Here is a 22,537-nt window from a genome sequence, read left to right as displayed (position 1 = left end):
TGTTAATAATCGTGGGTTATGTATCGTTTGGCTAAAAAAAAGCCACCCTAATGGGTGGCTTGATACTGCGGGGTTTAGGTTAGTTACGTACTAAATCCATTTCGCTTAGCAGGTTCTGGGCGTTATCCACTTTATCCATCATCCACAGGATGTAACGGATATCGACGTGGATAGCGCGGGTGATTTCGGGGTTGAAGAACCAGTCTTTGGTGATGGCTTCGTAGGTGGAGTCGAAGTTAAGGCCCACCAGTTCGCCTTTGCCGTTAAATACCGGCGAGCCTGAGTTGCCGCCTGTGGTGTCGACGCTGGAGAGGAAGTTTACCGGCACTGAGCCAAAGGCTTCGGGTTTATCCAGGCAGGAGAATAGCTTGCAGATAAAGCTGCGGGCGTCCGGGTACAGGTCGTCTACCTTGTGGCTGCCAAGATTTCCGGCCTTGATGGCATCCAATACCTTTTGCGGGGCGTTGAAGGGCTCGACACCTGTGTGCTTGGCGACTATGCCATCAAGCTTGGTAAATGGCTGTTTGTACAGCGCATCGCGGGACTGATAACCATCCACCATGCCATAGGTGATACGCAGGGTGCCGTTGGCATCCGGATAGACTGGCAGGCCCTTGTCTTTGTTAAAGGCGATGATGGCTTTCATCATGGCTGGGCGGGCGATGCTGAGTTTGCCATCCAGGGTCTTTTCGGCTTTTTCCTGCGCCATGCGGGTGTCGTACAGGGCGACTGCAAGCTTGATGAAAGGATCGCTGCTTTGTTCAAACTCGGCCGGGCTCTTGTCCATCCAGCCCAGGCGGGTGGCCTGGTCGATGAGGCTGGTTGCGCCGTAGAGGGAGTCGAGCTTGCTGCCAAGGGCGGCGCTGTCGCTGAGGTTTAGCTGCTCATCCAGCACGGCAACGCGGTTTGGCTGGGCGAGATAACTTTCGATATCGGCCTGCCACAGCACCTTGTCGACCCGCACATCAAAGCTCTTGTCGATACGCTTAAGCTTATCGGCAAACATCTTCAGGTCGCGCTCCTGATAACCCTGCTCACGCTCGGCGTCGGGCTTTTGCTTTTCTTTGGCAAGGCGATACAGGCTGTTGGCGGCGCCAAGCAGGTCGCTGGACTGGGCGTTAACAAAGTAATAGTTGGTTTGATACTGCTGCTGGCTCTCGATGATAAGCGCCTTGAGTTCATCCATTTGTTTGGCATCGCCATGGCTTGCGTACCAGGCCATGAATTCCTGCTCTTGCTTACGCTTGATGGCGGTAATGTCGGTGGCCTTAAAGCCATCCAGCAAGCCGTTGAGTTTTTTCATCCGGTTGGCCATGCCCGCCACAGTGCCGGCGTATTTGATGGCAAGCTCGGCATTTTCGGCGCCCATGGCTTCGATGGTATCGATGCGGGATTGGAAGCGCTTGGCATCGGTCGGATACAGCCAGTTGCTGGCAAACTCAAGCTCTGTGGTCAGGCGGTAGCGGCTGGTAGAGCCCGGGTAGCCTGCCACAAACACGCCGTCACCGGCTTTAACGCCGCTGGCGTTCACTTTAAGGAAGCTCTTGGGCTGGTATGGGATGTTCGACTCAGAAAAGTCCGCCGGCTTGCCGTCTTTGCCCACATAAGCGCGCAGGAAGGTAAAGTCGCCGCTGTGGCGCGGGTATTCGTAGTTGTCGATATCGCCGCCGTAGCTGCCAACGCTCTCGGGCGGCGCGTACACCAGGCGCACGTCGCGGATCATCAGCTGTTTGATGAGGTAGTATTCCAGGCCATTGTGGAAGCTGCGTACCGCACAGCGGTAGTTATCATCGGACTCACATTCTTTGATGATGGCCTTCTGGCGGCTTTCAATGGCTTCAACACGCTCGAGTGGCTCCAGTGGCAGGCCGTCGGTGACCTTGGCGCTGACATCGGTCACGGCTTCGGTGACATACAAACGCTCGTTGGGGCCGGCTGAAGGCTCTTTGTCCATGCTGGTCGCGAGGAAGCCATCGGCGAGGTAGTTTTTCTCTTTGCTGCTGTTATATTGGATGGCCTTGTAAGCGCAATGATGATTTGTCACCACCAGCCCTTGGGGTGATACAAAACTGGCGGTACAATACCCCAGCCCGACCACGGCATTCATCGGGTGGCGGGTCAAATCGGCGAGTTGCTCGGCGGGAATATCAATCCCACGGGCCTTGAGTTTGTCGGCGATGGAAGGCATCTGATAAGGTTGCCATTGGCCTTCGTCGGCGAAAGCCAGCCCCGATGAAAACACCAGTGCCGCTGCGACCAGGTTGCGCATGTTGATTCCTTAATTTTTGTTCGTAAATCCATCGTGGATGGGATGCGTTAGGCTTTGGCTGCGCCGAAGCCGGTGAGTTTTATACCATATTTTGCAAATCCGTTGGATATTGGGGGACTGAATGTCACAGGACACCGCATTTAAGCCCAAGGGCAAACCCAAAGATGCCCAGCTCGATGCCATTAAGATGCCGCCGCACTCGATTGAGGCGGAGCAATCTGTGCTCGGGGGACTGATGCTGGACGCCGAGGCCTGGGACAAGGTGGCCGAGGCGGTGGTGCGCGAGGACTTTTATTCCCGCTCGCACCGATTAATTTTTTCTGCCATGCAAAAGCTGGTCGAGCAGGGCCAGCCCATCGACCTGATCACCGTGTCTGAGCGGCTTGAGCTTAACCATGAGCTCGACGACGCGGGCGGCTTTGCCTACCTGGGTGAGATTGCCAAAAATACCCCCAGCGCCGGTAACATCCTGTCTTACGCCGAAATTGTGCGTGAGCGCGCCGTGGTGCGTGAGATGATCCGCGTCGCCCACGAAATTGCCGACGCCGGTTACAACCCGGAGGGCCGCGATTCCAGCGCGCTGCTGGACTTGGCCGAATCCAAAGTATTCAAGATTGCCGAGCAGCGGGCCAATGCCAACGAAGGCCCGGAAGACATTAAATCCATCCTCGAAAAGACGGTGGATAAAATCGAGCAGCTTTACAACAACCCCCACAACGGTGTGACCGGGGTATCGAGCGGCTTTTCCGATCTCGACCGCATGACCGCGGGTTTTCAGAGTGGCGATCTGGTGATTGTGGCGGCCCGTCCGTCCATGGGTAAAACCACCTTTGCCATGAACCTGTGTGAATACGCGGCCATGAACGAAGACAAGCCGGTGCTGATTTTCAGTCTCGAGATGCCCTCGGAACAGATCATGATGCGTATGCTCGCGTCCCTTGGCCGGGTTGACCAAACCAAGGTGCGTACCGGTCAGCTGGACGATGAAGATTGGGCGCGGGTGTCTTCCACCATGGGGCTGATGCTCGAGCAGGGCAAGATGTATATCGACGACAGCTCGGGTCTGACCCCGACAGAAGTGCGCAGCCGCGCACGCCGGGTGGCCCGTGAATGGGGCGGCCTGTCGATGATCATGGTCGACTACCTGCAGCTGATGCAGGTGCCGGCTCTCTCCGATAACCGTACGTTGGAAATCGCCGAGATCTCCCGCTCACTCAAGGCGCTCGCCAAGGAGCTGGAAATTCCGGTGATTGCCCTGTCGCAGCTAAACCGCTCGCTGGAACAACGTGCCGACAAGCGCCCGGTAAACTCGGATCTGCGTGAATCCGGCTCTATTGAGCAGGACGCCGACCTCATCATGTTTATCTACCGTGACGAGGTATACAATAACGACTCGCCCGACAAAGGCACCGCCGAAATCATTATCGGTAAGCAGCGTAACGGCCCCATCGGTCGGGTGCGCCTGACCTTCCAGGGCCAGTTCTCCCGCTTTGATAATTACGCCGGTCCTCAGTTTGAAGAAGATTAATTCCTTTATGGCTTGCACAAGGCAGACAGTTTGAAACCCTTTCCACGCGCAGAAATCAGCAGTCGCGCGCTGAAAGCCAACCTCGCACGGCTTCGGGAAATTGCGCCCGGCAGCAAGGTGATGGCAGTAGTGAAAGCCAACGGTTATGGCCACGGCCTGCTTAATGTGGCCCAGGTGGTGAGCGATGCCGATGGTTTCGGGCTCGCCCGCCTCGAAGAAGCGCTTGAAGTGCGCGCCGGTGGCGTAAAGGCCAGGCTATTACTGCTCGAAGGCTTTTTTCGCAGCGAAGATTTGCCGCTTCTGGTTGAGCACGACATAGATACCGTGGTGCATCATATGTCACAGCTTGAGATGCTCGAATCGGTGAGCCTCTCAACGCCGGTGACCGTGTGGCTTAAAATCGATTCCGGCATGCACCGTTTGGGCTTTCATCCTCAGGAGTTTGCCGAGGTTTATCAGCGCCTCAATGCCAATCCCAATGTGGCCAAGCCTGTGCACCTGATGACCCACTTTTCCTGCGCCGATGAGCCGCAAAAAACCGTGACAGCGACCCAGATGGCGCGCTTCAATGAGCTGGTCGAAGGCTTGCCCGGCGACCGGACGCTGGCCAACTCTGCCGGTGTACTCTATTGGCCCGACAGCCAGGCCGACTGGATCCGCCCTGGCATTGCGCTTTATGGCGTGTCGCCGGTTGCGGGCGACCATGGCACCAACCACGGACTTGAGCCAGCCATGGCGCTGGTGTCGCAGCTGATTGCGGTGCGTGAACACAAGGCTGGTGAAAGTGTTGGCTACGGTGGATACTGGACATCGAGCCGCGACACCCGCCTTGGCGTTGTCGCCATTGGTTATGGCGATGGCTATCCGCGCAATGCGCCGGAAGGCACGCCGGTGTTTATCAATGGCCGCAGAGTGCCGATTGTTGGTCGGGTGTCGATGGACATGCTGACCGTTGATTTAGGGCCGGACGCCACCGATAAAGTCGGTGACAGCGCCATGCTGTGGGGGCCAGCCTTGCCGGTGGAAGAGGTGGCCGAGCAAATCGGTACCATCGCCTACGAGCTGGTGACCAAGCTCACGCCACGGGTCGCTGTCTGTCTCGATTAAAAGCCGCATGTCTGGATTAAAACCAGTCTGTCCGGAGCAAAAAGAGCCTCGATTGAGGCTCTTTTTCTATTTATGGCTTTTTGCCTATGGTTTTTGGCTATGGTTTTCTGGCTATGGTTTTCTGGCTATGACTTTGGGATCAATTCTCAAAGCATATTTCAATGTAGGCCGTGCCATAGGGGCTGGTGAAGGGCATGATCATCTTGGTGCCGTCGGCCTTGTGGGAGATGCGATGGCCGACGCCGGCCACCACCACAGGGGTTGCCATTTCAAAGTCGTAGCCTTTCTCCGCCAGCAGGTTTTTGGCGCCGCCGGTGACCATGTTGGTGATTTCGCCGACCATGTCGGTTACTTCATCATTTATCTTGCCGGGGTTTTCGCCGAGCATATTTTGCATGATTTGCAGTGCCAGGCTTTGATCGAAGGTAATAGACATCGAGCCCTTGGTCTGGGGCCCCACCATGCCAATCAGCCCGGAGACATCGCCTTTGGCGAGGTTATCGGTCTTTAAGCGCGGCTTGCCCGGCGTCAATTGCATTGAGGCCATGGTCGACACCACATTGAGCAGTGACTGTAAAAACGGGTTGATAAATTCAACATTCATGCTTGAAGCACCCTTTGTGAGAGTATGGAATGCAATCGCTTGATTACAGCCGCATATCCATAAGCGTAGATGATTTTTCGGTGCGGGCATAACTTTTCAAAAGCTGCAGCCCATGCCCTGTTACTGTCGTTTTTGGCCCTATGGGTGTAGAATGTGCGCCCTTTGATTGCTACCAGTAACGGCCGGGGTTATGCCAGCACCACTCAATCGCACCTTCTCTGTCGCACCCATGCTCGATTGGACCGACAGGCACTACCGCTATTTTGCACGCCTGATGTCCAGGGAGGCACTGCTTTATACCGAAATGGTGACCACGGGAGCGATTTTACATGGCAAAGGTGATTATCTTGCCTACAACGAGGAAGAGCATCCGTTGGCGCTGCAACTGGGTGGCTCCAATCCGCAGGATTTGGCGGCGTGCGCCAAACTGGCCGAGCAGCGTGGTTACGATGAGGTGAATCTTAACGTCGGCTGCCCGTCCGACCGGGTGCAAAATGGTCGCTTCGGCGCCTGCCTGATGGCCGAGCCCAAATTGGTTGCCGAGTGTGTTGATGCCATGCGTCAGCAGGTGTCTATTCCGGTAACTGTGAAGACCCGCATTGGCATTGACGAGCAGGACTCCTACGCCTTTCTCACCGACTTTATCGATACTGTGTCCGCCGCTGGCTGCGATACCTTTATCATCCATGCCCGCAAAGCCTGGCTGCAGGGCTTAAGCCCGAAAGAAAACCGTGAGATCCCGCCGCTGGATTACGACCGCGTCTATCAGCTCAAGCAGGATTACCCCGCGCTTTCCATCAGTATTAATGGCGGCGTGACCTCAATCGATGCCGCCAAGGTACACCTTGCCAAACTTGATGGAGTGATGGTTGGCCGCGAGGCTTATCAAAACCCTTACATTTTGACCGCGGTGGATAACGAGCTTTGCGGCCTGCAACATCCCGTGCTCAGCCGGGAGGAGGTAATAGGGAAATTACTTCCTTATATCGGGAAACATCTGGCCGAAGGTGGGCGCCTTAATCATATCAGTCGCCATATCATAGGCTTATATCAGGGGCTGCCCGGTTCCCGCGCCTGGCGTCGGCACCTGAGTGAGAATGCCCATAAGCCCGGGGCAGGTATCGAAGTGATTGAAAATGCGATAAAAGCCATGGAGATTTCCCAGCTGTAGTCGCGATTATCATAGTGTTGGCGAAATTAACTACAGAAGTGGTGGATTTCGCCTCCATCTATTACTCCCTTCTCCAAAAATCCAATCGCCTGCTCGCGGTGGAATTTAAATTCATTTTAATTCAGTTACTTAATTGCAATCCATAAAGTTGGCACGTAGCTTGTAATCACCCCTGTTACATTGGTAAACAACAGGAGTGAACACCATGTCCAAACGTATCCTTAACCGCAGTCTGATAGCCGCTACTCTGGTATTTGCCACCGCAGGTGCTCAGGCAAGTGAACCCTTAACCACCGAAGTGCTGCGCTCTGTCGAGCAGGTGCTGGTGTCCCAGTCAAAAGAAATGCTGCAAGCCGCCGTGGTGGACTTGAAACTCGAGCTTGAAACTGAATTGTCGGCCCAGTGGCTCGCGCTCACAGCCGATGATGAAAAGGCCGCCGCCAAGACCGAGCAAACCACGGCGCTGGTGAAGGAGTAAGCTATGTGGCTGACGCTGGGATTGTCCTTGAAAACCGCGCTGGTGCTGCTTCTGCCGGTGGCAAGCTTCGCCGCCTGTGCCTTGCTGGCCTGCATGATGCGCTGGCACCGTGTGTAACAGACGCAAAAGATAGATAAGCTTTGGAGTAATTATGAATATTGAGAAACGCCTTAACGATTCGGACAGCCTGGTTTGCGGTGTGGCGGCGTCCATCGCAGCCAAGTTTGGTTGGTCCTGCTTCTGGACCCGGGTTGGATGGCTGGCGCTGATCGTGGTTAAGCCTGCCTTGTTTCTGGTGGTGTATTTTGCCTTGGCGTTATTGAAAGAAAAGTGGGCGTAAGGTGGCTGCATGGCGTTGATTGACCGCTGACAGGCCCCTTGTCCAAGACACTCGCAGCATAGTTTGCGGGGTTCTTTGACAAGGGGCTTGTTGTTATGGGCGCGGCCAGGGCGGCTCAGCTTGCGCTTTTGCCCAAAAATGCCTGAAAACGGGCTTTGGCTTCATCGCTTTTCAGGCGCTCACCAAAGGCTTCAAGTTCCAGATGCATCTGATGTTGAATGCGGTGTTTGTGGGGGCGCATCAACTGGCGTGTTTGCTGCAGCGCCTCTGGTGGCTGCGATGCCAGTCTTACCGCCTTGGCCATGGCGTTGCCAAGCAGCGCCTCTGGTGATTCCACGGCGTTAATCAAACCGAGCGAGAGGGCAGTATTGGCATCAAAGGCATCACCAAGCAAAAGCAGCTCGGCGGCCTTCTGATAACCGACCAATTCCGGCAGCAACATGCTGGCACCCGCCTCGGGAACCAGTGCCAGATTGACAAAGGGCAGCTGGAATTTGGCACTCGCATCGGCATACACCAAGTCGCAGTGCAGCAGCAGTGTGGTGCCTATGCCAACGGCGCTGCCACTGACGGCGGCCACCATGGGCTTTTTCAGTTCCAGCAGGCAATAGAGAAAGCGAACCGCCGGATGGTTTGGTCCTAAGTCACTATTTTTTAAAAAGTCAGCAACATCATTGCCAGAGGTAAAGCAATTGCTCTCACCACTGATGAGGAAGGCGCGAATGTCGTTGTCGCTCTCGCCCTGCATAAGGTATTCTGTGAGCTGCCTGTACATATCGAGGTCCAGCGCATTGCGCTTTTCCGGGCGATTAAAGCTTAAGTGGCGAACGCCCCCCGCGTCCTTGACGAGTATTTTACTCATGGGGATTTCCTCAGATGACTTGGCATGACATGGAGTGTATGACATTGAAACCTATTTTCAAACATCTGTTTAATCTGGCGCTGCTGGCTCTGTTATCCACGCCGGTTATGGCTGAAATTATAGTGAAGGACGGCTTTGTGCGCGTCATGCCGCCGTCTGCGCCCAATACAGCGGCTTACTTCACCCTGATAAATCACGGTGAGCCGACGACGCTGGTGGCCGTGTCGACTGAGATTGCTGACAAAGCCGAGCTGCACACCATAGTCACCGAAAATGACGTGGTAAAAATGCGTGAAGTCAGCTCGCTTGAACTGCCCGCCCACGGCACCCTTGAGCTCAGTGAGCGTGGCAATCATGTGATGCTGCTTGGCCTCAAGTCGGCCCTTGCCGAAGGGCAGCAGGTAACCCTGAATTTACGTTTCAACGATGGCCAGACCCTTGAGCTGACTCTGCCGGTCAGCAAGGCACCTGTGGCCGGCGAAGGTGATGATCATCATCACCATCATCACTAAGGAGTAACGATTGATGCAAGTGACATGGAAAAAGGTCGCTGGGGTGGCCGCTGCGGTTGCCATTCTGATGTACGGCGTAAGTGTTTGGTGGAGTATTGAACCGGACCCGATTGAGCCGGAAGTTCTCAATGCCGAAGATGGTAAGCAAATCATTGGTTATGCTACCACTTCATCCCTTATCAATACCCTGGAAACCCTGCTCAATAAGTTCGGTGGCTGGCTGTCAAACGACACCACTCCGCCGTCGGTGCTGATGGATAACATGCCAGCATTTGAGTTTGGTGCGCTTGAGCAGGCGAGGGATCTTGCGCTTATCATGCGTAAAGAATTCAGCCGGTCTCAGTCCCAGTCTACCGCCGATAACGATTTGCTGGAGGCGCACTCCAAGCTCAACATTGACCACACTTCCTGGTTGGTGCCAAGCGCTGAGAGTGAGTATGGCGATGCGGTGAAGCTGCTCAAACTCTACCGCGCCCGTATTGCCGACAACAGTAACCGTGACGCGCAGTTTTACGCCCGTGCCGACAACCTCAATGAGTGGCTCAAAGAGGTGCAAAAGCGTCTGGGCAGCATGTCACAGCGCCTGTCTGCCAGCGTCGGTCAGGAACGTTTCAACACCGATTTGGCCGGTGATACCTCCGCCAGACAATCCACCCCCAATCTTGCCGCCCATCAGGTGAAAACCAGCTGGTGGAAGATTGATGATGTGTTTCACGAGAGCCGCGGCGCTTGCTGGGCTCTGCTCAACTTTATGAAAGCCGTCGAAGTGGACTTTGCCGACGTGCTGAAGAAGAAAAACGCCGAAGTCAGCCTCAAGCAGATCATCCGCGAACTGGAAGCGACCCAGCAACCGGTTTGGAGCCCGATGATCTTAAACGGTACTGGTTTTGGCTATGTGGCCAATCACTCGCTGGTGATGGCAAACTATGTTTCACGCGCCAACGCGGCGCTTATTGACCTTACCAACTTGCTTTCACAGGGTTAACTATGCAAAAGAAGTATCTTGCCGGTGTTGTGTTTGCTGCCATGCTGGCCCCGGCCGCCCAGGCTGCCACTGTAGTCGGTTTTAAAATTGGTGCTGACTACATTCACGCCGACGCGGACGCCAGTGTGTCCGACGACAAAGGTAATCGTCAGTCATTCGACTATTCCACTACCGGCCAAAGCAGCCTGTGGTTTGCGGTAGAACATCCGCTGCCATTTGTGCCAAACCTGCTTGTTCGTGAAAACCGTTTTGAATCCAATGGTTTCAAATCCGGTGCCGACTTTACCTTCAACGGCACTACTTTCAACGGCGACGTGGGCGTGACCACCGACCTTGGCAACACCGACTTTGTGCTGTACTACGAGCTTTTGGACAACGATATCCTGTCACTCGACGTGGGCGGCGCCTGGAAGAAAATGGACGGCGCAGTGCGCGTAACCAACGCTAACGCTACCGGCCTGCCTTTTGCCACTCAGAAAGACTTCAGCGACGGCATCATGATGGGTTACGCCAGCGGCGTGGCCGGTGTACCGGGTCTGGGCCTGTACGGCTTTATCGACCTGCTGGCCGGCATCGATGAAGGTCAGGTGTACGATTACACCATCGGCCTTGGCTGGGAGTTTGATGGCGTGGCGGTGGATACCCGCGTGCGTGCCGGTTACCGCGAATTCAACTTCGACGTGAAAGGCTTTGACGGTATCACTACCGACAGCAGCTTCAGCGGTTACTTTGCCGGTGTAGAACTCACGTTCTAAGCTCTTATCAAGGCTTTGATTTCAGATGAAATTGAGCCACAAAAAAACCGCCGAAAGGCGGTTTTTTTATGGGCGGGCGGCAGATTACTGCTGCTGCACCGCTGCCATCAGGCCATTGTTGATGGCGATGATGTCATCTTCAGTCAGGGTACCGGCGGCCTGTTTCAGGGCCAGCACTGAGCTGATGTAGCTGTAGCGCGCATCAGACAGCTTACGCTTGGAGTCGTACAGGTCACGGGTACGGTTCAGTACGTCAACTATGGTACGGGTACCCACTTCAAAACCGGCCTGGGTGGCATTCAGGGCGCTCTCAGAAGAGATAACTGACTGCTCATAGGCGCGGATAGAGCTGATTGACGCACCAACGTTGTTGAAGTTGTTGCGCACATCTTTCACAACACCGCGGTGTGCCTGCTCCAGTTTCTCGCTTGCTTCAACGTAGCGATACTGGGCCTGCTCAACCTTGGATGACACGCGGAAGCCTTCAAAAATCGGGATAGACAGGTTTACGCCCACTGAGCTGTTATCAAAGTCCGGGCCAGGCGATTGCTCAAGGCCTTTGGTGTAACCGGCACTGAGGCTCAGTGACGGATAGTGACCGGCTTTATACAGGCTGATGCTTTCTTCGGCGATGTCTTTGGAGATACGGGCGCTCAGCAAGTCTTTGCTGTTGGTTTCGGCCATCTTGATCCATTCGTTGGGAACTGATGGACTTGGCGTCACGGCGCTGAAACGGTTGGTGTCGAGCACATTGATAGACTTGTGGTCGATGCCGGTGATTTCACGCAGCGCTTCGTAGCTGTTGGACAGGGTGTTTTCTGCCAGAATTTCGGTGGCCGACGCCAGGTCATACTGGGCTTGGGCTTCATGCACATCGGTGATGGCGGTCAGACCCACGGCAAAACGCTGTTTGGTCTGCTCAAGCTGACGCTCGATGGCACGCTTTTCGGCGCCCTGGAACTCGTAATTGTCTTTGGCTTTCAGTACATCAAAGTAGGCACGGGTCACACGGGTGATAAGCGATTGCAGCGCAGAAGCATAGTTGGCGTCGGCCTGTGCGGCGGCCTTTTCGGCCAGCGACAAACCCACCCAGGCGCTGTGATCGTAAATCACTTGGTTTAGCTTTAAGCCACCGGTAAACCCGTCGGTATCTTCGGATGGATCTCTCCAGCCTTTGTCGTAACCCACGTTTGCGCTGATATTTGGCAACAGCGGTGCGCGGTTTTCTTCAATTTGGGCATACAGGGTATCGCGCTGGGCTTTGGCCTGCAGCACTATGGGGTCGCTGGTCAGTGCTTGCTGGTAAATCTGCAGAAGGTCGTCGGCCTGTGCACTGGCGGCGCCGGTGGCCAGCACGATGGCGGCACACAGAGAGCTGAACTTGAATTTCATTGGATGTCCTTATAAGACAAATACCCCAAGGGGATTAACTGGATTGAACTGATTATGCCCATACCAGGGCGGTTCGCGCTTCCCGACGCTTCCCGAAACAGCTAAAAGTTAATGGTTGAAATACTAAAAAATCAACCATTTTTGAGTCAAACCCGAAGTGTAACAGATTTTATTTTAAATCTTTGTGCAAAAGCCCTGATAATAAGTGAACGATGTCGCCGCGGAGCAAAGGATGTTTAACAGATTGCTGGGTAAAAACGATATAGAAGTGTTGGAGGCAAAGCCGCTGTATCAGGGCTTTTTCAGGATGATGCAGTACCGCTTCCGCCACAGGTTGTTTGCCGGCGGCTGGAGCGACATAGTCACCCGTGAGGTATTTGAGCGCGGCCATGCTGTGGTGGTGCTGCCGTACGATCCGATTACTGATTCTGTGGTGCTGATTGAGCAGGTGCGTTTTCCGGCGCTGGAAACCAGCAAGTCGCCGTGGCTTCTGGAACTGGTGGCCGGCATGATTGAAGCGGGCGAGGTGCCCGATGACGTGGCGCGCCGCGAGCTGATGGAAGAGGCGGGCCTTGAAGCCAAAAGCCTTACGTCCATCGGCAGTTATCTTGCAAGCCCCGGCGGCTGCAGCGAGCGTTTTTATGCCTATGTGGCCACGGTGGATGCAGCGCTTGCCCAGGGCTTGCATGGCCTTGCAGAAGAGCATGAAGACATCCGGGTGCTGGTGCTGCCCCGCAGCGAAGCCTATGCCCTGGTTGAGTCCGGCGATATAGACAATGGCTCCACTGTGATTGGTTTGCAGTGGCTTGAGCTTAATCATCACAAACTGAAAGGATAACTTTGGGTGGGCAGCTGTAAGGCCAGGGCCAGATATCAGCCTGACATCAACAGCTTTCTTGCGCTGTGCGGGCGCAATTATGCCTTGCTGCTGAAATGGCTGCCCCATTCGCTGGCGGCGGATGCGCCTGTCAGTGTGCGTGGCAGTCACGGCGTGTTGAAAATTACCTTGCTGGAAAACACCCGTTACACCCAATTGGTCGAAATATCCCGTCCTTTGCTCAAAATCTCGCTGGTCGAGGATCCCAAGGTATTGGTTCGGATTTACCATGATGCTAAATTAGCAGAAGTGTTAACTGGTCAGCAGATTTCCCTTCTCAGTGCGGTGTATGATTACCCCAATTTGCGAATGTATCAAAGTGATGAAAAGTACCAGGTTAATGCGTTCCTGGAAGATTTGTTGAAGATTGGCTGTCGTTTTTTAAGCGAAGTCCGGTCTTGAAATTGGGTAAACAGAGTGCTGAAAGAGGCTGTTAAGTATAAATTGACAGAGGGGGAAACTGCGCGCCTTGTGCAGCTGACCGATCCTCATTTGTTTGCCAGCCACGAAGGCCAGCTTCTGGGGGTAAACACAGCGCACAGCCTCTCTGCCGTGCTCAATACCCTGGCCGCTACCCATTATCCCGCTCACCTTATGCTTGCCACTGGCGATATAAGCCAGGACTACACTCCTGAATCCTATCGAAATTTCGTCGAAGCCATCCAGTTTCTGGGGCTGCCTTGCCATTATTTGCCCGGCAACCACGACGACCCGCGGGTGATGCATCTGCACATGCAGGGCCCGGGGGTGTTTGGGCAGCAGCGCATTTTCATCGGCAACTGGCAAATTCTGATGCTCGACAGCACTGTGCGTGGCAAGCCGGGCGGTCATATGGCCGAGGTGCAGTTTCAATTGATTGAACAGGCGATTGCCGCCGAGCCCGACCGCCATACCTTGCTGGTGATGCACCACAACCCGATTTTGGTGAACTGTGCCTGGCTTGATCAGCATTGTATGGATAACGGTGCGGACTTTCTCGCGCGGGTGTCGCGCTATGCGCAGGTGAAAGGGGGGCTGTGGGGCCATGTGCATCAGGCTATCGATGAGTTTTATCCCCGCAGCGGTGAGCCGCTGCCTTTGATGGCGACGCCATCGACCTGTATTCAGTTCAAGCCCCAGTCACCTTACTTCGCGCTCGACCATCTACAGCCCGGCTATCGTTTGCTGGAGCTTTTGAGCGATGGTAGCATTCATACCCATGTTTATCGGGTGCCGGGCAATCGCTTCGCGCCGGACCACAGCTCCAGCGGTTACTGAGTCAGGCAGGCCGCGGCATGAGGATCTATGCTGCTTTACATTCACGGATTCAACAGCTCACCTTTGTCTGAAAAAGGCGTGGTGACCGCCCGGTTTATGGCGACGCATTTTGCGTCTGAAACCCTGCTGCAACCGCAAATTCCGGCCGATATCGATGAGGCTATCGCACTGCTTTGCGGCTTGACCGAAACAGCAAAGGCCAGCGGCGAGCCGCTTCGGTTTATCGGCTCCTCATTGGGCGGCTTTTACGCGACCTATCTTGCCGAACGTTATGGCGGCCATGCCGTGCTTATCAATCCGGCGGTTTCCCCCCAGGACCTGTTTGAAGAGTTTCTCGGGCCGCAGCACAATCCTTACACCGGCGAAGACTACCTGGTTGAGCAGCATCACCGCGATGCGCTGGCTCGTTATGACTCCCAGGCCATAGCCAATCCCGACCGCTTTTTTGTATTATTGCAAACCGGCGATGAGGTGCTGGACTACCGTCTGGCGCTGAATAAATACCATAGCTGCCGACTGCTGATTGAACCCGGCGGAGACCACAGTTTTGTGGGGTTTGAGCAGCATTTGCCGCAGATAGCGGCATTTTTACAGTTACCTTGACAAATTGACATGCAGGGCCGCACCATGGCCTGAATAATGAAGAATAACGCGCGCCATGACTAATCAATACAATTCTGATGCTATTGAGGTACTTAACGGGCTTGAGCCGGTTAAGCGCCGCCCCGGTATGTATACCGATACCACCCGACCCAACCACCTTGGGCAGGAGGTTATCGACAACAGCGTCGATGAGGCGCTGGCGGGGCATGCCACCCGTATTGACGTTATTCTGCACCTCGACAACTCTCTTGAGGTTATCGACGATGGCCGTGGTATGCCGGTGGATGTTCACCCTGAAGAGGGGATTCCCGGGGTTGAGCTTATCCTAACCAAGCTGCACGCCGGTGGTAAGTTTTCCAATAAAAACTACCAGTTTTCAGGTGGTTTGCACGGGGTGGGTATCTCGGTTGTAAACGCCCTGTCGCGCCGGGTCGAGATTTCGGTGCGCCGTGATGCTCAGGTGTATGAAATGGCCTTCGAGCACGGTGATAAGGTGGAAGACCTGCGTATCACCGGCACATGCGGCCGTCGTAACACCGGTACCCGGGTGCATTTCTGGCCTGAGCCCAGCTATTTCGACTCGCCAAACTTCTCTATTTCCCGCCTGGTGCATCTGCTGAAAGCCAAAGCCGTATTGTGCCCGGGGCTTCGTATCAAATTTGCCAACAAGCAAACCGGCGATGTGCATGAATGGTACTTTGAAGCCGGTCTTACCGATTACCTCAAAAGCGCCGTGGGCGACGCGACCATGCTGCCGCCTGAGCCTTTTGTTGGCAGCTTTAAAGGCAATAATGAGGCTGCCGACTGGGCCATTACCTGGTTGCCTGAAGGCGGCGAGTATCTGGCCGAGAGTTATGTAAACCTTATTCCTACGCCCCTTGGCGGTACCCACGTCAACGGTTTTCGTCAGGGGCTGCTTGAGTCCATGCGCGAGTTTTGCGAGTTTCGTAACCTCATTCCGCGCGGCATTAAATTGAGTCCGGAAGACATCTGGGACAAAACGGCCTTTATCCTGTCTATCAAGATGCAGGACCCGCAGTTTGCCGGCCAGACTAAGGAAAAACTCTCCAGTCGCCAAAGCGCGGCGTTTGTGTCCGGCATAGTGCGTGATGCGTTCTCGCTGTATCTGAATTCTCACACCGATCTGGCTGAGCTGCTGGCCGAGATGTGCATTGCCAATGCGCAAAAGCGCCTGCGTGCGGCCAAGAAGGTCGCCCGTAAGAAGGTGACCTCCGGTCCGGCGCTGCCCGGAAAGCTGACCGATTGCAGCGGACAGGATCCGATGGCATCGGAGCTGTTTCTGGTGGAAGGTGACTCGGCGGGCGGCAGTGCCAAGCAGGCGCGGGATCGCGAGTTTCAGGCCATCATGCCGCTGCGCGGTAAAATTCTGAACACCTGGGAGGTGGAAGCCTCGCAGGTGCTGGCCTCTCAGGAAGTACACGATATTTCGGTGGCTATCGGCTGCGACCCTGATAGTGAGGATATCTCCGAGCTGCGTTACGGTAAGATTTGTATCCTCGCCGACGCCGACTCAGATGGACTGCACATTGCCACCTTGCTGTGTGCGCTGTTCCTCAAGCACTATCGGGTGCTGGTGGAGCGCGGCCATGTGTATATCGCGATGCCGCCACTGTTCCGTATCGATATCGGCAAAGAAGTGTATTACGCGCTGGATGAGTCGGAAAAGCAGGGTATTCTTGACCGTCTGGCCGCCGAAGGGAAAAAAGGTAAACCCCAGGTTACCCGCTTTAAAGGTCTGGGTGAGATGAACCCGCTGCAGCTTCGCGAAACCACCATGGACCCCAATACCCGCCGCCTGGTGCAGCTGACCATTGAAGAAGGGGACGATACCGTGGCCCTGATGGACATGCTGCTCGCCAAAAAGCGGGCGCCAGATCGTAAAAACTGGCTCGAAACCAAGGGTGATTTAGCGGTTGTCTGATGCCCATGATAAGAATAACAGGCAGAAAAATGTTGAGTAACACAAGGTTAGGTCGGGTTTTGATGGCCGGGATCGCCTGGCTTTCGCTGCCGGCGCTGGCTGAGCAGAGCATGACGATTACCGTTACCAAGGGATTTGGTATTGAGCTTTATGCCTCGGATCTTGAGGATGCCAAGCAGCTTGCGGTGGGTGATAACGGTACGCTGTTTGTCGGCAGTGCCAAGGCTGGCACCATCACGGCGCTGGTGGACAGCAACAACGATGGCCGGGTCGATCGCCGCTATGTGGTCGGTAAAGGGCTGGAAAACCCCGAAGCCATCGCCTTCCATCAGGGCTCGCTCTATGTCGCCATGGAAGAGAAAATCCTTCGCTACGATGAGATTGAGCAGCGCCTGCGCCGTCCGGGGCGCCCAAAAGAAGTCTACAGCAAACTGCCAGCCGATTATAAAAAGAGTGCCCGCACCATGGCATTCGGCCCCGATGACAGGCTCTATGTCGCGATTGGCGCGCCCTGCAACGTGTGTGAATCCGAAGCGCCTTACGGCTCAATTCTGGCCATCGATGTTAATACCGGTGCCAGCGAGCAGGTGGCAAGCGGCGTGCGTACCGTGCGTGGTATTGATTGGTCACCGCGGGACGGCAAGCTCTGGTTTGCCGACATAGGCCGCGACTGGATGGGTGATAACCTGCCGCCGGATGAAATCAACCGGGTCGATAATCAGGGCATGCACTATGGCTTCCCTTATGTTCATGCCACCAATGTGTCTGAGCCCGCCTACGAAAAGCCTGAAAACCTCAAGGTGACTGCGCCTGTGTATGAACTGCCGGCCCACGTTTCGCCGATGGGAATGCTGTTTTACCGTGGTACTCAGTTGCCGGAGCAATACCACAATCAACTGCTGGTGGCTGAAAATGGCTCCTGGAACCGCTCTAGTAAAATCGGCTACCAGATAGTGGTGCTTAATGTGAGTGCGACCGGCGATGTGACCTCCCGCGAAACCCTCATTAGTTTCCTTGATGGCGAATTTCCGGTGGCAAGGCCCTATGCCATGGCCATGGCGCCGGACGGCTCGCTGTTTATTTCCGATGATTTGAAAGGCAATGTGTATCGCTTCTTCTACAAAAACGAAGAGGCGCAGCCCGTTCCCGAAGCACTACCCAACCAGGAAGAACAACCATGAGTGACGCCATTGACTTAAGCCTTGATGGCGTGGAGCAAATGCCGCTGAGGCGCTTCACCGAAGAGGCTTATCTCAACTATTCCATGTACGTGATCATGGACCGCGCCCTGCCACACATAGGTGATGGTCTTAAGCCGGTGCAGCGTCGCATTGTGTACGCCATGAGTGAGCTGGGGCTGAGCGCCCAGGCCAAGCATAAAAAGTCGGCCCGTACCGTGGGTGACGTGCTCGGTAAATATCACCCCCACGGCGACATTGCCTGTTACGAAGCCATGGTGCTGATGGCGCAGCCGTTTTCCTATCGTTATCCGCTGGTGGACGGCCAGGGTAACTGGGGGGCGCCGGACGATCCTAAATCCTTCGCCGCCATGCGTTATACCGAGGCCCGCCTGTCGCGCTTCAGTGAAGTGCTGCTGTCCGAATTGGGTCAGGGAACAGTGGACTGGGGCGTTAACTTTGACGGCACCATGAAAGAGCCCAAGGTGCTGCCTGCCCGTTTGCCGCATATTCTGCTTAACGGTGTCACCGGCATCGCGGTGGGCATGGCAACCGATATTCCGCCCCACAACGTGCGTGAGCTTGCGAGCGCCTGTATCGAGCTCCTGGATAACCCCAAGACCGAGCTGTCGCGCCTGCTGGAGTTGGTGCCGGGGCCTGATTACCCCACCGAGGCGGAAATCATTACCCCCGCCGATGAAATCGCCAAAATTTACGAATCTGGCCGCGGCTCGGTGAAAATGCGCGCCGTGTACAGCATGGACAACGGCGAGATAGTCATTACCGCGCTGCCGCATCAGGCAAGCTCGGGCAAAATCCTTGAGCAAATCGCCGCCCAGATGCTGGCGAAAAAGCTGCCTATGGTCACCGACCTTCGCGACGAGTCGGATCATGAAAATCCGGTACGCCTGGTGTTGGTGCCGCGCTCAAACCGCATCGACGTTGAGCAGCTGATGGCGCATCTCTTTGCCACCACTGAGCTTGAAAAGAGTTACCGCATCAACCTTAACGTGCTGGGCCTCGACGGTCGTCCCAAGGTCAAAGGCCTTAAGGAAATGCTCAGCGAGTGGCTGATATTCCGCACCGAAACCGTGCGCCGCCGTCTGCAATACCGGCTGGATAAGGTGCTGGCACGGCTGCACATCCTCGAAGCCTTGATGGTTGCCTTCCTCAACATTGATGAAGTGATTGAAATCATTCGCTTCCATGATGAACCGAAAGCCGAGCTGATGGCTCGTTTCAGCCTGTCGGACAAGCAGGCCGAAGCCATTCTCGAGCTCAAGCTGCGCCACCTCGCCAAGCTTGAAGAAATCAAAATCAAGGCCGAGCAGAGCGAGCTTGAGGCCGAGCGTGACAAGCTTGAGCAAATTCTGGGCTCTGAGCGCCGCCTTAAGAGCCTTATCAAGAAAGAGCTGGCCGAAGATGCCGAAGCCTATGGCGATGCGCGCCGCTCGCCACTGGTGGAGCGTAACGAGTCCCGCGCGCTGACCGAGCAGGAGCTGATGCCGACCGAGCCTGTGACTGTGGTGCTGTCGGAAAAAGGCTGGGTGCGCTGCGCCAAGGGCCATGATATCGACGCTGAGGGTTTGTCGTACAAGGCCGGCGATGCGTTCCTTTGCGCCGCGCTTGGGCGCAGTAATCAGCAGTCGGTATTTATCGACAGCTCAGGCCGCGCCTTCTCGACCGATACCCATACTCTGCCATCGGCCCGCAGTCAGGGTGAGCCTATTACCACCCGTTTTAACCTGACGCCGGGCGAAACCATGGAGCATGTGCTCCTTGGCGACGATGAGCAGCATTACCTGCTTGCCAGTGACGCAGGTTACGGCTTTATCTGTACCTTTGCCGACATGGTGTCGCGCAATAAGGCCGGTAAGGCCCTGCTGAGCCTGCCTTCCGGCGCCAAGGCGCTGCCGCCACGGCGAGTGGATAAAGACGGAAATCCTTCCATTCTTGCCATCACCAACGAGGGCCGAATGCTGGTATTCGGGCTTGAAGCCCTGCCGCAGCTCGCCAAGGGCAAGGGCAATAAGATCATCGGTATTCCAACCGAGCGCGCCAAGAATCGCGAAGAGCTGCTCAGTCACCTGTATCTGGTGCCGGCCGACATGCCTGTCACCCTGTGGGCGGGTAAGCGCAAACTCACGTTAAAGAGCAGCGACCTTGAGCATTATCGTGGTGAGCGTGGCCGCCGCGGCGCCAAGCTGCCGCGCGGTTTGCAACGTGTCGACCGGGTGGAGCTGGGTGAGGGCGAGCCAGCGCCGCTGTAAGCTATTGATGCTTCCAAGCTTTGCTTGTCTTTGATGCATAATCTTTAAACAAAAAACGCTGCCTCTGGCAGCGTTTTTTTATGGGAGAAGTTCAGCGGGGGCCAGCGGTTGAGGCGAGTGGCGCTCGGCAGCATGTCGTTTGGAATGTGAATTACAGTCAGTGCCTTGCTGCTTAACTTTGCTGCTGAACTTGGCGGCTGAACTTTGCAGCTGAACTTGACTGTTAATCTTGCCCGATTGGCTGCGAATCTTTTCCGCTTGTCTTTCTGGCACCAGGTTCGCGCCGTGCCAAAGGGGCTTGAGCGAACTCAGGCCACTTCGTAATAGTTTGGCTCGGTGTCGAGCTGACGCTCAATCACTTCCAGCGTCATTTGGATGCATTTACCGCACTGACTGCCAACGCCCAGGCGCTTTTTCACCGCCGCCAGGGTGGTATCCCCCTGGTGCACAGCTTGCTGGATTTGGGTATCTGTCACTGCATAACAAACACATACGTACATGATGAATTCTGCTCCAAAACTGAACAGCTGGATTATAAATGAAAAACATTCTCATCATCAATAACGCTTTTTTATATGTGTGCGATAAATTCAAATTCTCAGTTATGCCGCAAAACCGACTAAACTTAATTCAGCTGCTCAATAAATAGACTAAGCGCTGATTATTTTTGAAGAATATTAACAAAAAGTACATATGATGTGAGATGGGAGTTGTTGGGCTTTAATGCTGCACGTCTGGCAACAGGCAAGATAAAATCCTGAGGATTGAAGTGTTATGCGTAAAAACCTGCCTGTCACACAAAAAGAGAATGATTATCCATCTGATTGGATCTTACTCTCGACTACAGATACCAAAAGTATCATCAAGTACGCCAACCCGGCATTTTGTAAGGTGGCAGGCTACGACCTCGCCTCGATGCAGGGGCAACCGCACAACATGGTGCGTCACCCGGATATGCCGCCGCAGGCCTTCGAAGATCTATGGAACACCATCAAAAAAGGCAATCCCTGGAAAGGCCTGGTGAAAAATCGCTGCGCTAACGGCGACCACTACTGGGTGGACGCCTTTGTCACGCCAATCACCCACAACGGGCAGATAGTGGAATATCAGTCGGTGCGCACCTAGCCGGACAGAGAGGCGGTGAAGCGCGCCGAAGTCGTTTATAAAGAGCTTAACGACAAAGGCTCAGTGGCGCGGCTTAAAGTCAAAACCACCATGACCCAGAAATTGGTCGCGGTGGCACTGCTGGCGCTGCTACCGGCCTTGTATCCGGCCTATATGGCTGGTGTGCCAGGCTTGCTCGCGTGGGCTGCCAGCGTAGCAATCCTGTTTGGCGGCGGTTATATGTGCCTGGGCCGCTACCGTGAGCTGGTAAAAAAAGCCAGAGCTATCTATGACAGCCCGCTGATGACCTACCTTTACACTGGCCATACCGATTGCGTGGCGCAGATTGACCTTGCCTTGCATATGCAAACCTCTGAGCTTAAAGCCGTGCTCGGGCGGGCGCTTGATTCGTGCGAACAGAGCAGTAGCTGTGCAAACAGCTCGGCAGCCAAGGGCGAAGATGTGCAGGGCAACAGTCAGGAGCTGCAAAAAGAAATGGATCAGGTTGCCACCGCCATTCAGGAGATGACGGCCACTTTGCAGGATATGGCGTGCAACTGCGCCGATGCGGCCACCGCGTCGCAGCGCGCGAGTGACGAGTCGATTGCGGGCGACCAGATTGTAATAAGTACCGTGAAGTCCATCGAGTCCATGTCGGCGCAGTTGGTTGATACCTCAGGTGTTATTGGCGAGCTTGAGCAGCAAAGCAAAAACATCGGCACCGTGCTTGATGTGATTCAAAGTATTGCCGAGCAGACCAACTTACTGGCACTTAACGCGGCTATTGAGGCGGCGCGCGCCGGGGAGCAAGGGCGCGGCTTTGCTGTGGTTGCCGACGAAGTGCGGGCGCTTGCCAAGCGAACCCATGAGTCAACAACTGAAATTCAAAGCATGATAAATCTGCTGCAGCAAGGCACCAATAAGGCCGTTGCCTCAATGCATCAGGGCGTAGATAAGGCGCAGTCCTGTGTCGACATGGCCGATAAGGCGCGGGAGGCGTTGCAGGCTATCCGTGACGCTGTGGCATCCATTACCGACATGACCCACCACATTGCCAGCGCAGTTGAGGAGCAATCGAGTGTGTCCAACGAAGTGGCCCATAATATTCTCAACGCTTCGCAGCTTGCTACTTCAAGCAGCCAGCTTGGCCATGAGATGGTGCACCTTAATAAAGGCGTGGTTGAGCAGATTGGATCCCAGCAAGCGCTGGTGAAACAGTTTTTGGCGCGAAGCTTCAGAAAATCCTGATAGAAAGTCCTGATAAAAAGGGCGCTTACCTAAGGTGAAGCGCCCTGTTTTTTCC

The 22,537-nt window shown here is 55.0% G+C and carries 22 protein-coding genes; 17 read left to right on the top strand and 5 right to left on the bottom strand.

Annotated features, from left to right (window positions below):
* Nucleotides 1–79 precede the first annotated feature (79 nt).
* Nucleotides 80–2,269: a S46 family peptidase gene (locus KJI95_RS04990; RefSeq protein ID WP_214506031.1), complete on the bottom strand. Its 2,190-nt coding sequence runs from the start codon at nucleotides 2,267–2,269 to the stop codon at nucleotides 80–82.
* A gap of 121 nt (nucleotides 2,270–2,390) precedes the next feature.
* Here KJI95_RS04990 and dnaB point away from each other — a divergent pair, with 121 nt between their 5' ends.
* Both dnaB and alr read left to right on the top strand, forming a co-directional pair.
* Nucleotides 2,391–3,797 (top strand): replicative DNA helicase, encoded by a 1,407-nt coding sequence (dnaB, locus tag KJI95_RS04985; RefSeq protein ID WP_214506030.1) that lies wholly within the window; start codon nucleotides 2,391–2,393, stop codon nucleotides 3,795–3,797.
* A 30-nt stretch (nucleotides 3,798–3,827) separates the two neighbouring features.
* Nucleotides 3,828–4,904, top strand: a complete 1,077-nt coding sequence (gene alr / locus KJI95_RS04980; protein ID WP_214506029.1) for an alanine racemase — start codon at nucleotides 3,828–3,830, stop codon at nucleotides 4,902–4,904.
* Nucleotides 4,905–5,043: 139 nt separating this feature from the next.
* On the opposite strand, the gene KJI95_RS04975 is transcribed toward alr, so the two are convergent.
* Nucleotides 5,044–5,508, bottom strand: coding sequence for a chemotaxis protein CheX (locus tag KJI95_RS04975; protein WP_214506028.1), 465 nt, complete (start codon nucleotides 5,506–5,508; stop codon nucleotides 5,044–5,046).
* Nucleotides 5,509–5,698: 190 nt separating this feature from the next.
* Here KJI95_RS04975 and dusA point away from each other — a divergent pair, with 190 nt between their 5' ends.
* From dusA to KJI95_RS04960, 3 genes are all read left to right on the top strand, one after another.
* On the top strand, nucleotides 5,699–6,679 hold the full coding sequence (gene dusA / locus KJI95_RS04970; protein WP_214506027.1) for a tRNA dihydrouridine(20/20a) synthase DusA: 981 nt from the start codon (nucleotides 5,699–5,701) through the stop codon (nucleotides 6,677–6,679).
* A 205-nt stretch (nucleotides 6,680–6,884) separates the two neighbouring features.
* Nucleotides 6,885–7,157, top strand: coding sequence for a hypothetical protein (locus tag KJI95_RS04965; protein ID WP_214506026.1), 273 nt, complete (start codon nucleotides 6,885–6,887; stop codon nucleotides 7,155–7,157).
* A 151-nt stretch (nucleotides 7,158–7,308) separates the two neighbouring features.
* A complete protein-coding gene (locus KJI95_RS04960) occupies nucleotides 7,309–7,497 on the top strand; it encodes a PspC domain-containing protein (protein ID WP_250885563.1) in 189 nt (62 codons plus the stop codon).
* Between the two features lie 115 nt (nucleotides 7,498–7,612).
* On the opposite strand, the gene KJI95_RS04955 is transcribed toward KJI95_RS04960, so the two are convergent.
* Nucleotides 7,613–8,359, bottom strand: a complete 747-nt coding sequence (locus tag KJI95_RS04955) for an enoyl-CoA hydratase-related protein (protein ID WP_214506025.1) — start codon at nucleotides 8,357–8,359, stop codon at nucleotides 7,613–7,615.
* 29 nt (nucleotides 8,360–8,388) lie between these two features.
* Here KJI95_RS04955 and KJI95_RS04950 point away from each other — a divergent pair, with 29 nt between their 5' ends.
* The 3 genes from KJI95_RS04950 to KJI95_RS04940 are packed head-to-tail and all read left to right on the top strand — an operon-like array spanning nucleotide 8,389 to nucleotide 10,611.
* Nucleotides 8,389–8,871, top strand: coding sequence for a copper chaperone PCu(A)C (locus tag KJI95_RS04950; RefSeq protein WP_214506198.1), 483 nt, complete (start codon nucleotides 8,389–8,391; stop codon nucleotides 8,869–8,871).
* A gap of 13 nt (nucleotides 8,872–8,884) precedes the next feature.
* Entirely contained in the window at nucleotides 8,885–9,856 is a 972-nt protein-coding gene (locus KJI95_RS04945; RefSeq protein ID WP_214506024.1) for a DUF2333 family protein, read from the top strand.
* A gap of 2 nt (nucleotides 9,857–9,858) precedes the next feature.
* Entirely contained in the window at nucleotides 9,859–10,611 is a 753-nt protein-coding gene (locus tag KJI95_RS04940) for a TIGR04219 family outer membrane beta-barrel protein (RefSeq protein ID WP_214506023.1), read from the top strand.
* Between the two features lie 84 nt (nucleotides 10,612–10,695).
* On the opposite strand, the gene tolC is transcribed toward KJI95_RS04940, so the two are convergent.
* The gene (gene tolC / locus KJI95_RS04935; protein ID WP_214506022.1) at nucleotides 10,696–12,003 is read right to left on the bottom strand and encodes an outer membrane channel protein TolC; all 1,308 of its coding nucleotides are present in this window, start codon (nucleotides 12,001–12,003) and stop codon (nucleotides 10,696–10,698) included.
* 232 nt (nucleotides 12,004–12,235) lie between these two features.
* On the opposite strand from tolC, the gene nudF reads away from it, so the two are divergent.
* The 7 genes from nudF to parC all read left to right on the top strand — a co-directional run bounded on the left by nudF (nucleotide 12,236) and on the right by parC (nucleotide 20,130).
* Nucleotides 12,236–12,841 (top strand): ADP-ribose diphosphatase, encoded by a 606-nt coding sequence (gene nudF / locus KJI95_RS04930; RefSeq protein WP_214506021.1) that lies wholly within the window; start codon nucleotides 12,236–12,238, stop codon nucleotides 12,839–12,841.
* A 6-nt stretch (nucleotides 12,842–12,847) separates the two neighbouring features.
* Nucleotides 12,848–13,282, top strand: a complete 435-nt coding sequence (locus KJI95_RS04925) for a DUF1249 domain-containing protein (RefSeq protein WP_214506020.1) — start codon at nucleotides 12,848–12,850, stop codon at nucleotides 13,280–13,282.
* Nucleotides 13,283–13,297: 15 nt separating this feature from the next.
* Nucleotides 13,298–14,137 carry a 3',5'-cyclic-AMP phosphodiesterase gene (cpdA, locus tag KJI95_RS04920; RefSeq protein ID WP_214506019.1) on the top strand — a complete coding sequence of 280 codons (840 nt, stop codon included), beginning with the start codon at nucleotides 13,298–13,300 and terminating at the stop codon, nucleotides 14,135–14,137.
* A 27-nt stretch (nucleotides 14,138–14,164) separates the two neighbouring features.
* Nucleotides 14,165–14,740, top strand: coding sequence for a YqiA/YcfP family alpha/beta fold hydrolase (locus tag KJI95_RS04915; RefSeq protein ID WP_214506018.1), 576 nt, complete (start codon nucleotides 14,165–14,167; stop codon nucleotides 14,738–14,740).
* Between the two features lie 55 nt (nucleotides 14,741–14,795).
* Entirely contained in the window at nucleotides 14,796–16,682 is a 1,887-nt protein-coding gene (gene parE, locus KJI95_RS04910; RefSeq protein ID WP_214506017.1) for a DNA topoisomerase IV subunit B, read from the top strand.
* Between the two features lie 62 nt (nucleotides 16,683–16,744).
* Nucleotides 16,745–17,863, top strand: coding sequence for a PQQ-dependent sugar dehydrogenase (locus tag KJI95_RS04905; protein ID WP_250885660.1), 1,119 nt, complete (start codon nucleotides 16,745–16,747; stop codon nucleotides 17,861–17,863).
* Nucleotides 17,860–20,130, top strand: a complete 2,271-nt coding sequence (gene parC, locus KJI95_RS04900) for a DNA topoisomerase IV subunit A (protein ID WP_214506015.1) — start codon at nucleotides 17,860–17,862, stop codon at nucleotides 20,128–20,130. The genes KJI95_RS04905 and parC overlap by 4 nt, the downstream gene beginning before the upstream one ends.
* Before the next feature lie 308 nt (nucleotides 20,131–20,438).
* Here parC and KJI95_RS04895 read toward each other — a convergent pair whose 3' ends face one another.
* Nucleotides 20,439–20,630, bottom strand: coding sequence for a bacterioferritin-associated ferredoxin (locus tag KJI95_RS04895; protein ID WP_214506014.1), 192 nt, complete (start codon nucleotides 20,628–20,630; stop codon nucleotides 20,439–20,441).
* Nucleotides 20,631–20,904: 274 nt separating this feature from the next.
* Here KJI95_RS04895 and KJI95_RS19460 point away from each other — a divergent pair, with 274 nt between their 5' ends.
* On the top strand, nucleotides 20,905–21,255 hold the full coding sequence (locus KJI95_RS19460) for a PAS domain-containing protein (RefSeq protein WP_250885562.1): 351 nt from the start codon (nucleotides 20,905–20,907) through the stop codon (nucleotides 21,253–21,255).
* Between the two features lie 15 nt (nucleotides 21,256–21,270).
* Nucleotides 21,271–22,482: a methyl-accepting chemotaxis protein gene (locus KJI95_RS19630; RefSeq protein ID WP_349356703.1), complete on the top strand. Its 1,212-nt coding sequence runs from the start codon at nucleotides 21,271–21,273 to the stop codon at nucleotides 22,480–22,482.
* Nucleotides 22,483–22,537: the final 55 nt, after the last annotated feature.

Source organism: Shewanella jiangmenensis (assembly GCF_018596335.1).
Lineage (GTDB): Bacteria > Pseudomonadota > Gammaproteobacteria > Enterobacterales > Shewanellaceae > Shewanella > Shewanella jiangmenensis.
The sequence above is the reverse complement of the archived record's forward strand: the minus strand, read 5'-3'. Positions and strand labels throughout refer to the sequence as shown.

What these genes read in the sequence shown, in the direction of transcription:
- KJI95_RS04955 (WP_214506025.1), bottom strand. Translation starts at nt 8,359, where the DNA reads ATGAGTAAAATACTCGTCAAGGACGCGGGGGGCGTTCGCCACTTAAGC.
- KJI95_RS04905 (WP_250885660.1), top strand. Translation starts at nt 16,745, where the DNA reads ATGGCCGGGATCGCCTGGCTTTCGCTGCCGGCGCTGGCTGAGCAGAGC.
- KJI95_RS04915 (WP_214506018.1), top strand. Translation starts at nt 14,165, where the DNA reads ATGCTGCTTTACATTCACGGATTCAACAGCTCACCTTTGTCTGAAAAA.
- dnaB (WP_214506030.1), top strand. Translation starts at nt 2,391, where the DNA reads ATGTCACAGGACACCGCATTTAAGCCCAAGGGCAAACCCAAAGATGCC.
- KJI95_RS04960 (WP_250885563.1), top strand. Translation starts at nt 7,309, where the DNA reads ATGAATATTGAGAAACGCCTTAACGATTCGGACAGCCTGGTTTGCGGT.
- parC (WP_214506015.1), top strand. Translation starts at nt 17,860, where the DNA reads ATGAGTGACGCCATTGACTTAAGCCTTGATGGCGTGGAGCAAATGCCG.
- KJI95_RS04940 (WP_214506023.1), top strand. Translation starts at nt 9,859, where the DNA reads ATGCAAAAGAAGTATCTTGCCGGTGTTGTGTTTGCTGCCATGCTGGCC.
- tolC (WP_214506022.1), bottom strand. Translation starts at nt 12,003, where the DNA reads ATGAAATTCAAGTTCAGCTCTCTGTGTGCCGCCATCGTGCTGGCCACC.
- KJI95_RS04975 (WP_214506028.1), bottom strand. Translation starts at nt 5,508, where the DNA reads ATGAATGTTGAATTTATCAACCCGTTTTTACAGTCACTGCTCAATGTG.
- KJI95_RS04990 (WP_214506031.1), bottom strand. Translation starts at nt 2,269, where the DNA reads ATGCGCAACCTGGTCGCAGCGGCACTGGTGTTTTCATCGGGGCTGGCT.
- nudF (WP_214506021.1), top strand. Translation starts at nt 12,236, where the DNA reads ATGTTTAACAGATTGCTGGGTAAAAACGATATAGAAGTGTTGGAGGCA.
- parE (WP_214506017.1), top strand. Translation starts at nt 14,796, where the DNA reads ATGACTAATCAATACAATTCTGATGCTATTGAGGTACTTAACGGGCTT.
- KJI95_RS04950 (WP_214506198.1), top strand. Translation starts at nt 8,389, where the DNA reads ATGGAGTGTATGACATTGAAACCTATTTTCAAACATCTGTTTAATCTG.
- dusA (WP_214506027.1), top strand. Translation starts at nt 5,699, where the DNA reads ATGCCAGCACCACTCAATCGCACCTTCTCTGTCGCACCCATGCTCGAT.
- KJI95_RS04895 (WP_214506014.1), bottom strand. Translation starts at nt 20,630, where the DNA reads ATGTACGTATGTGTTTGTTATGCAGTGACAGATACCCAAATCCAGCAA.
- KJI95_RS19460 (WP_250885562.1), top strand. Translation starts at nt 20,905, where the DNA reads ATGCGTAAAAACCTGCCTGTCACACAAAAAGAGAATGATTATCCATCT.
- KJI95_RS04965 (WP_214506026.1), top strand. Translation starts at nt 6,885, where the DNA reads ATGTCCAAACGTATCCTTAACCGCAGTCTGATAGCCGCTACTCTGGTA.
- KJI95_RS04945 (WP_214506024.1), top strand. Translation starts at nt 8,885, where the DNA reads ATGCAAGTGACATGGAAAAAGGTCGCTGGGGTGGCCGCTGCGGTTGCC.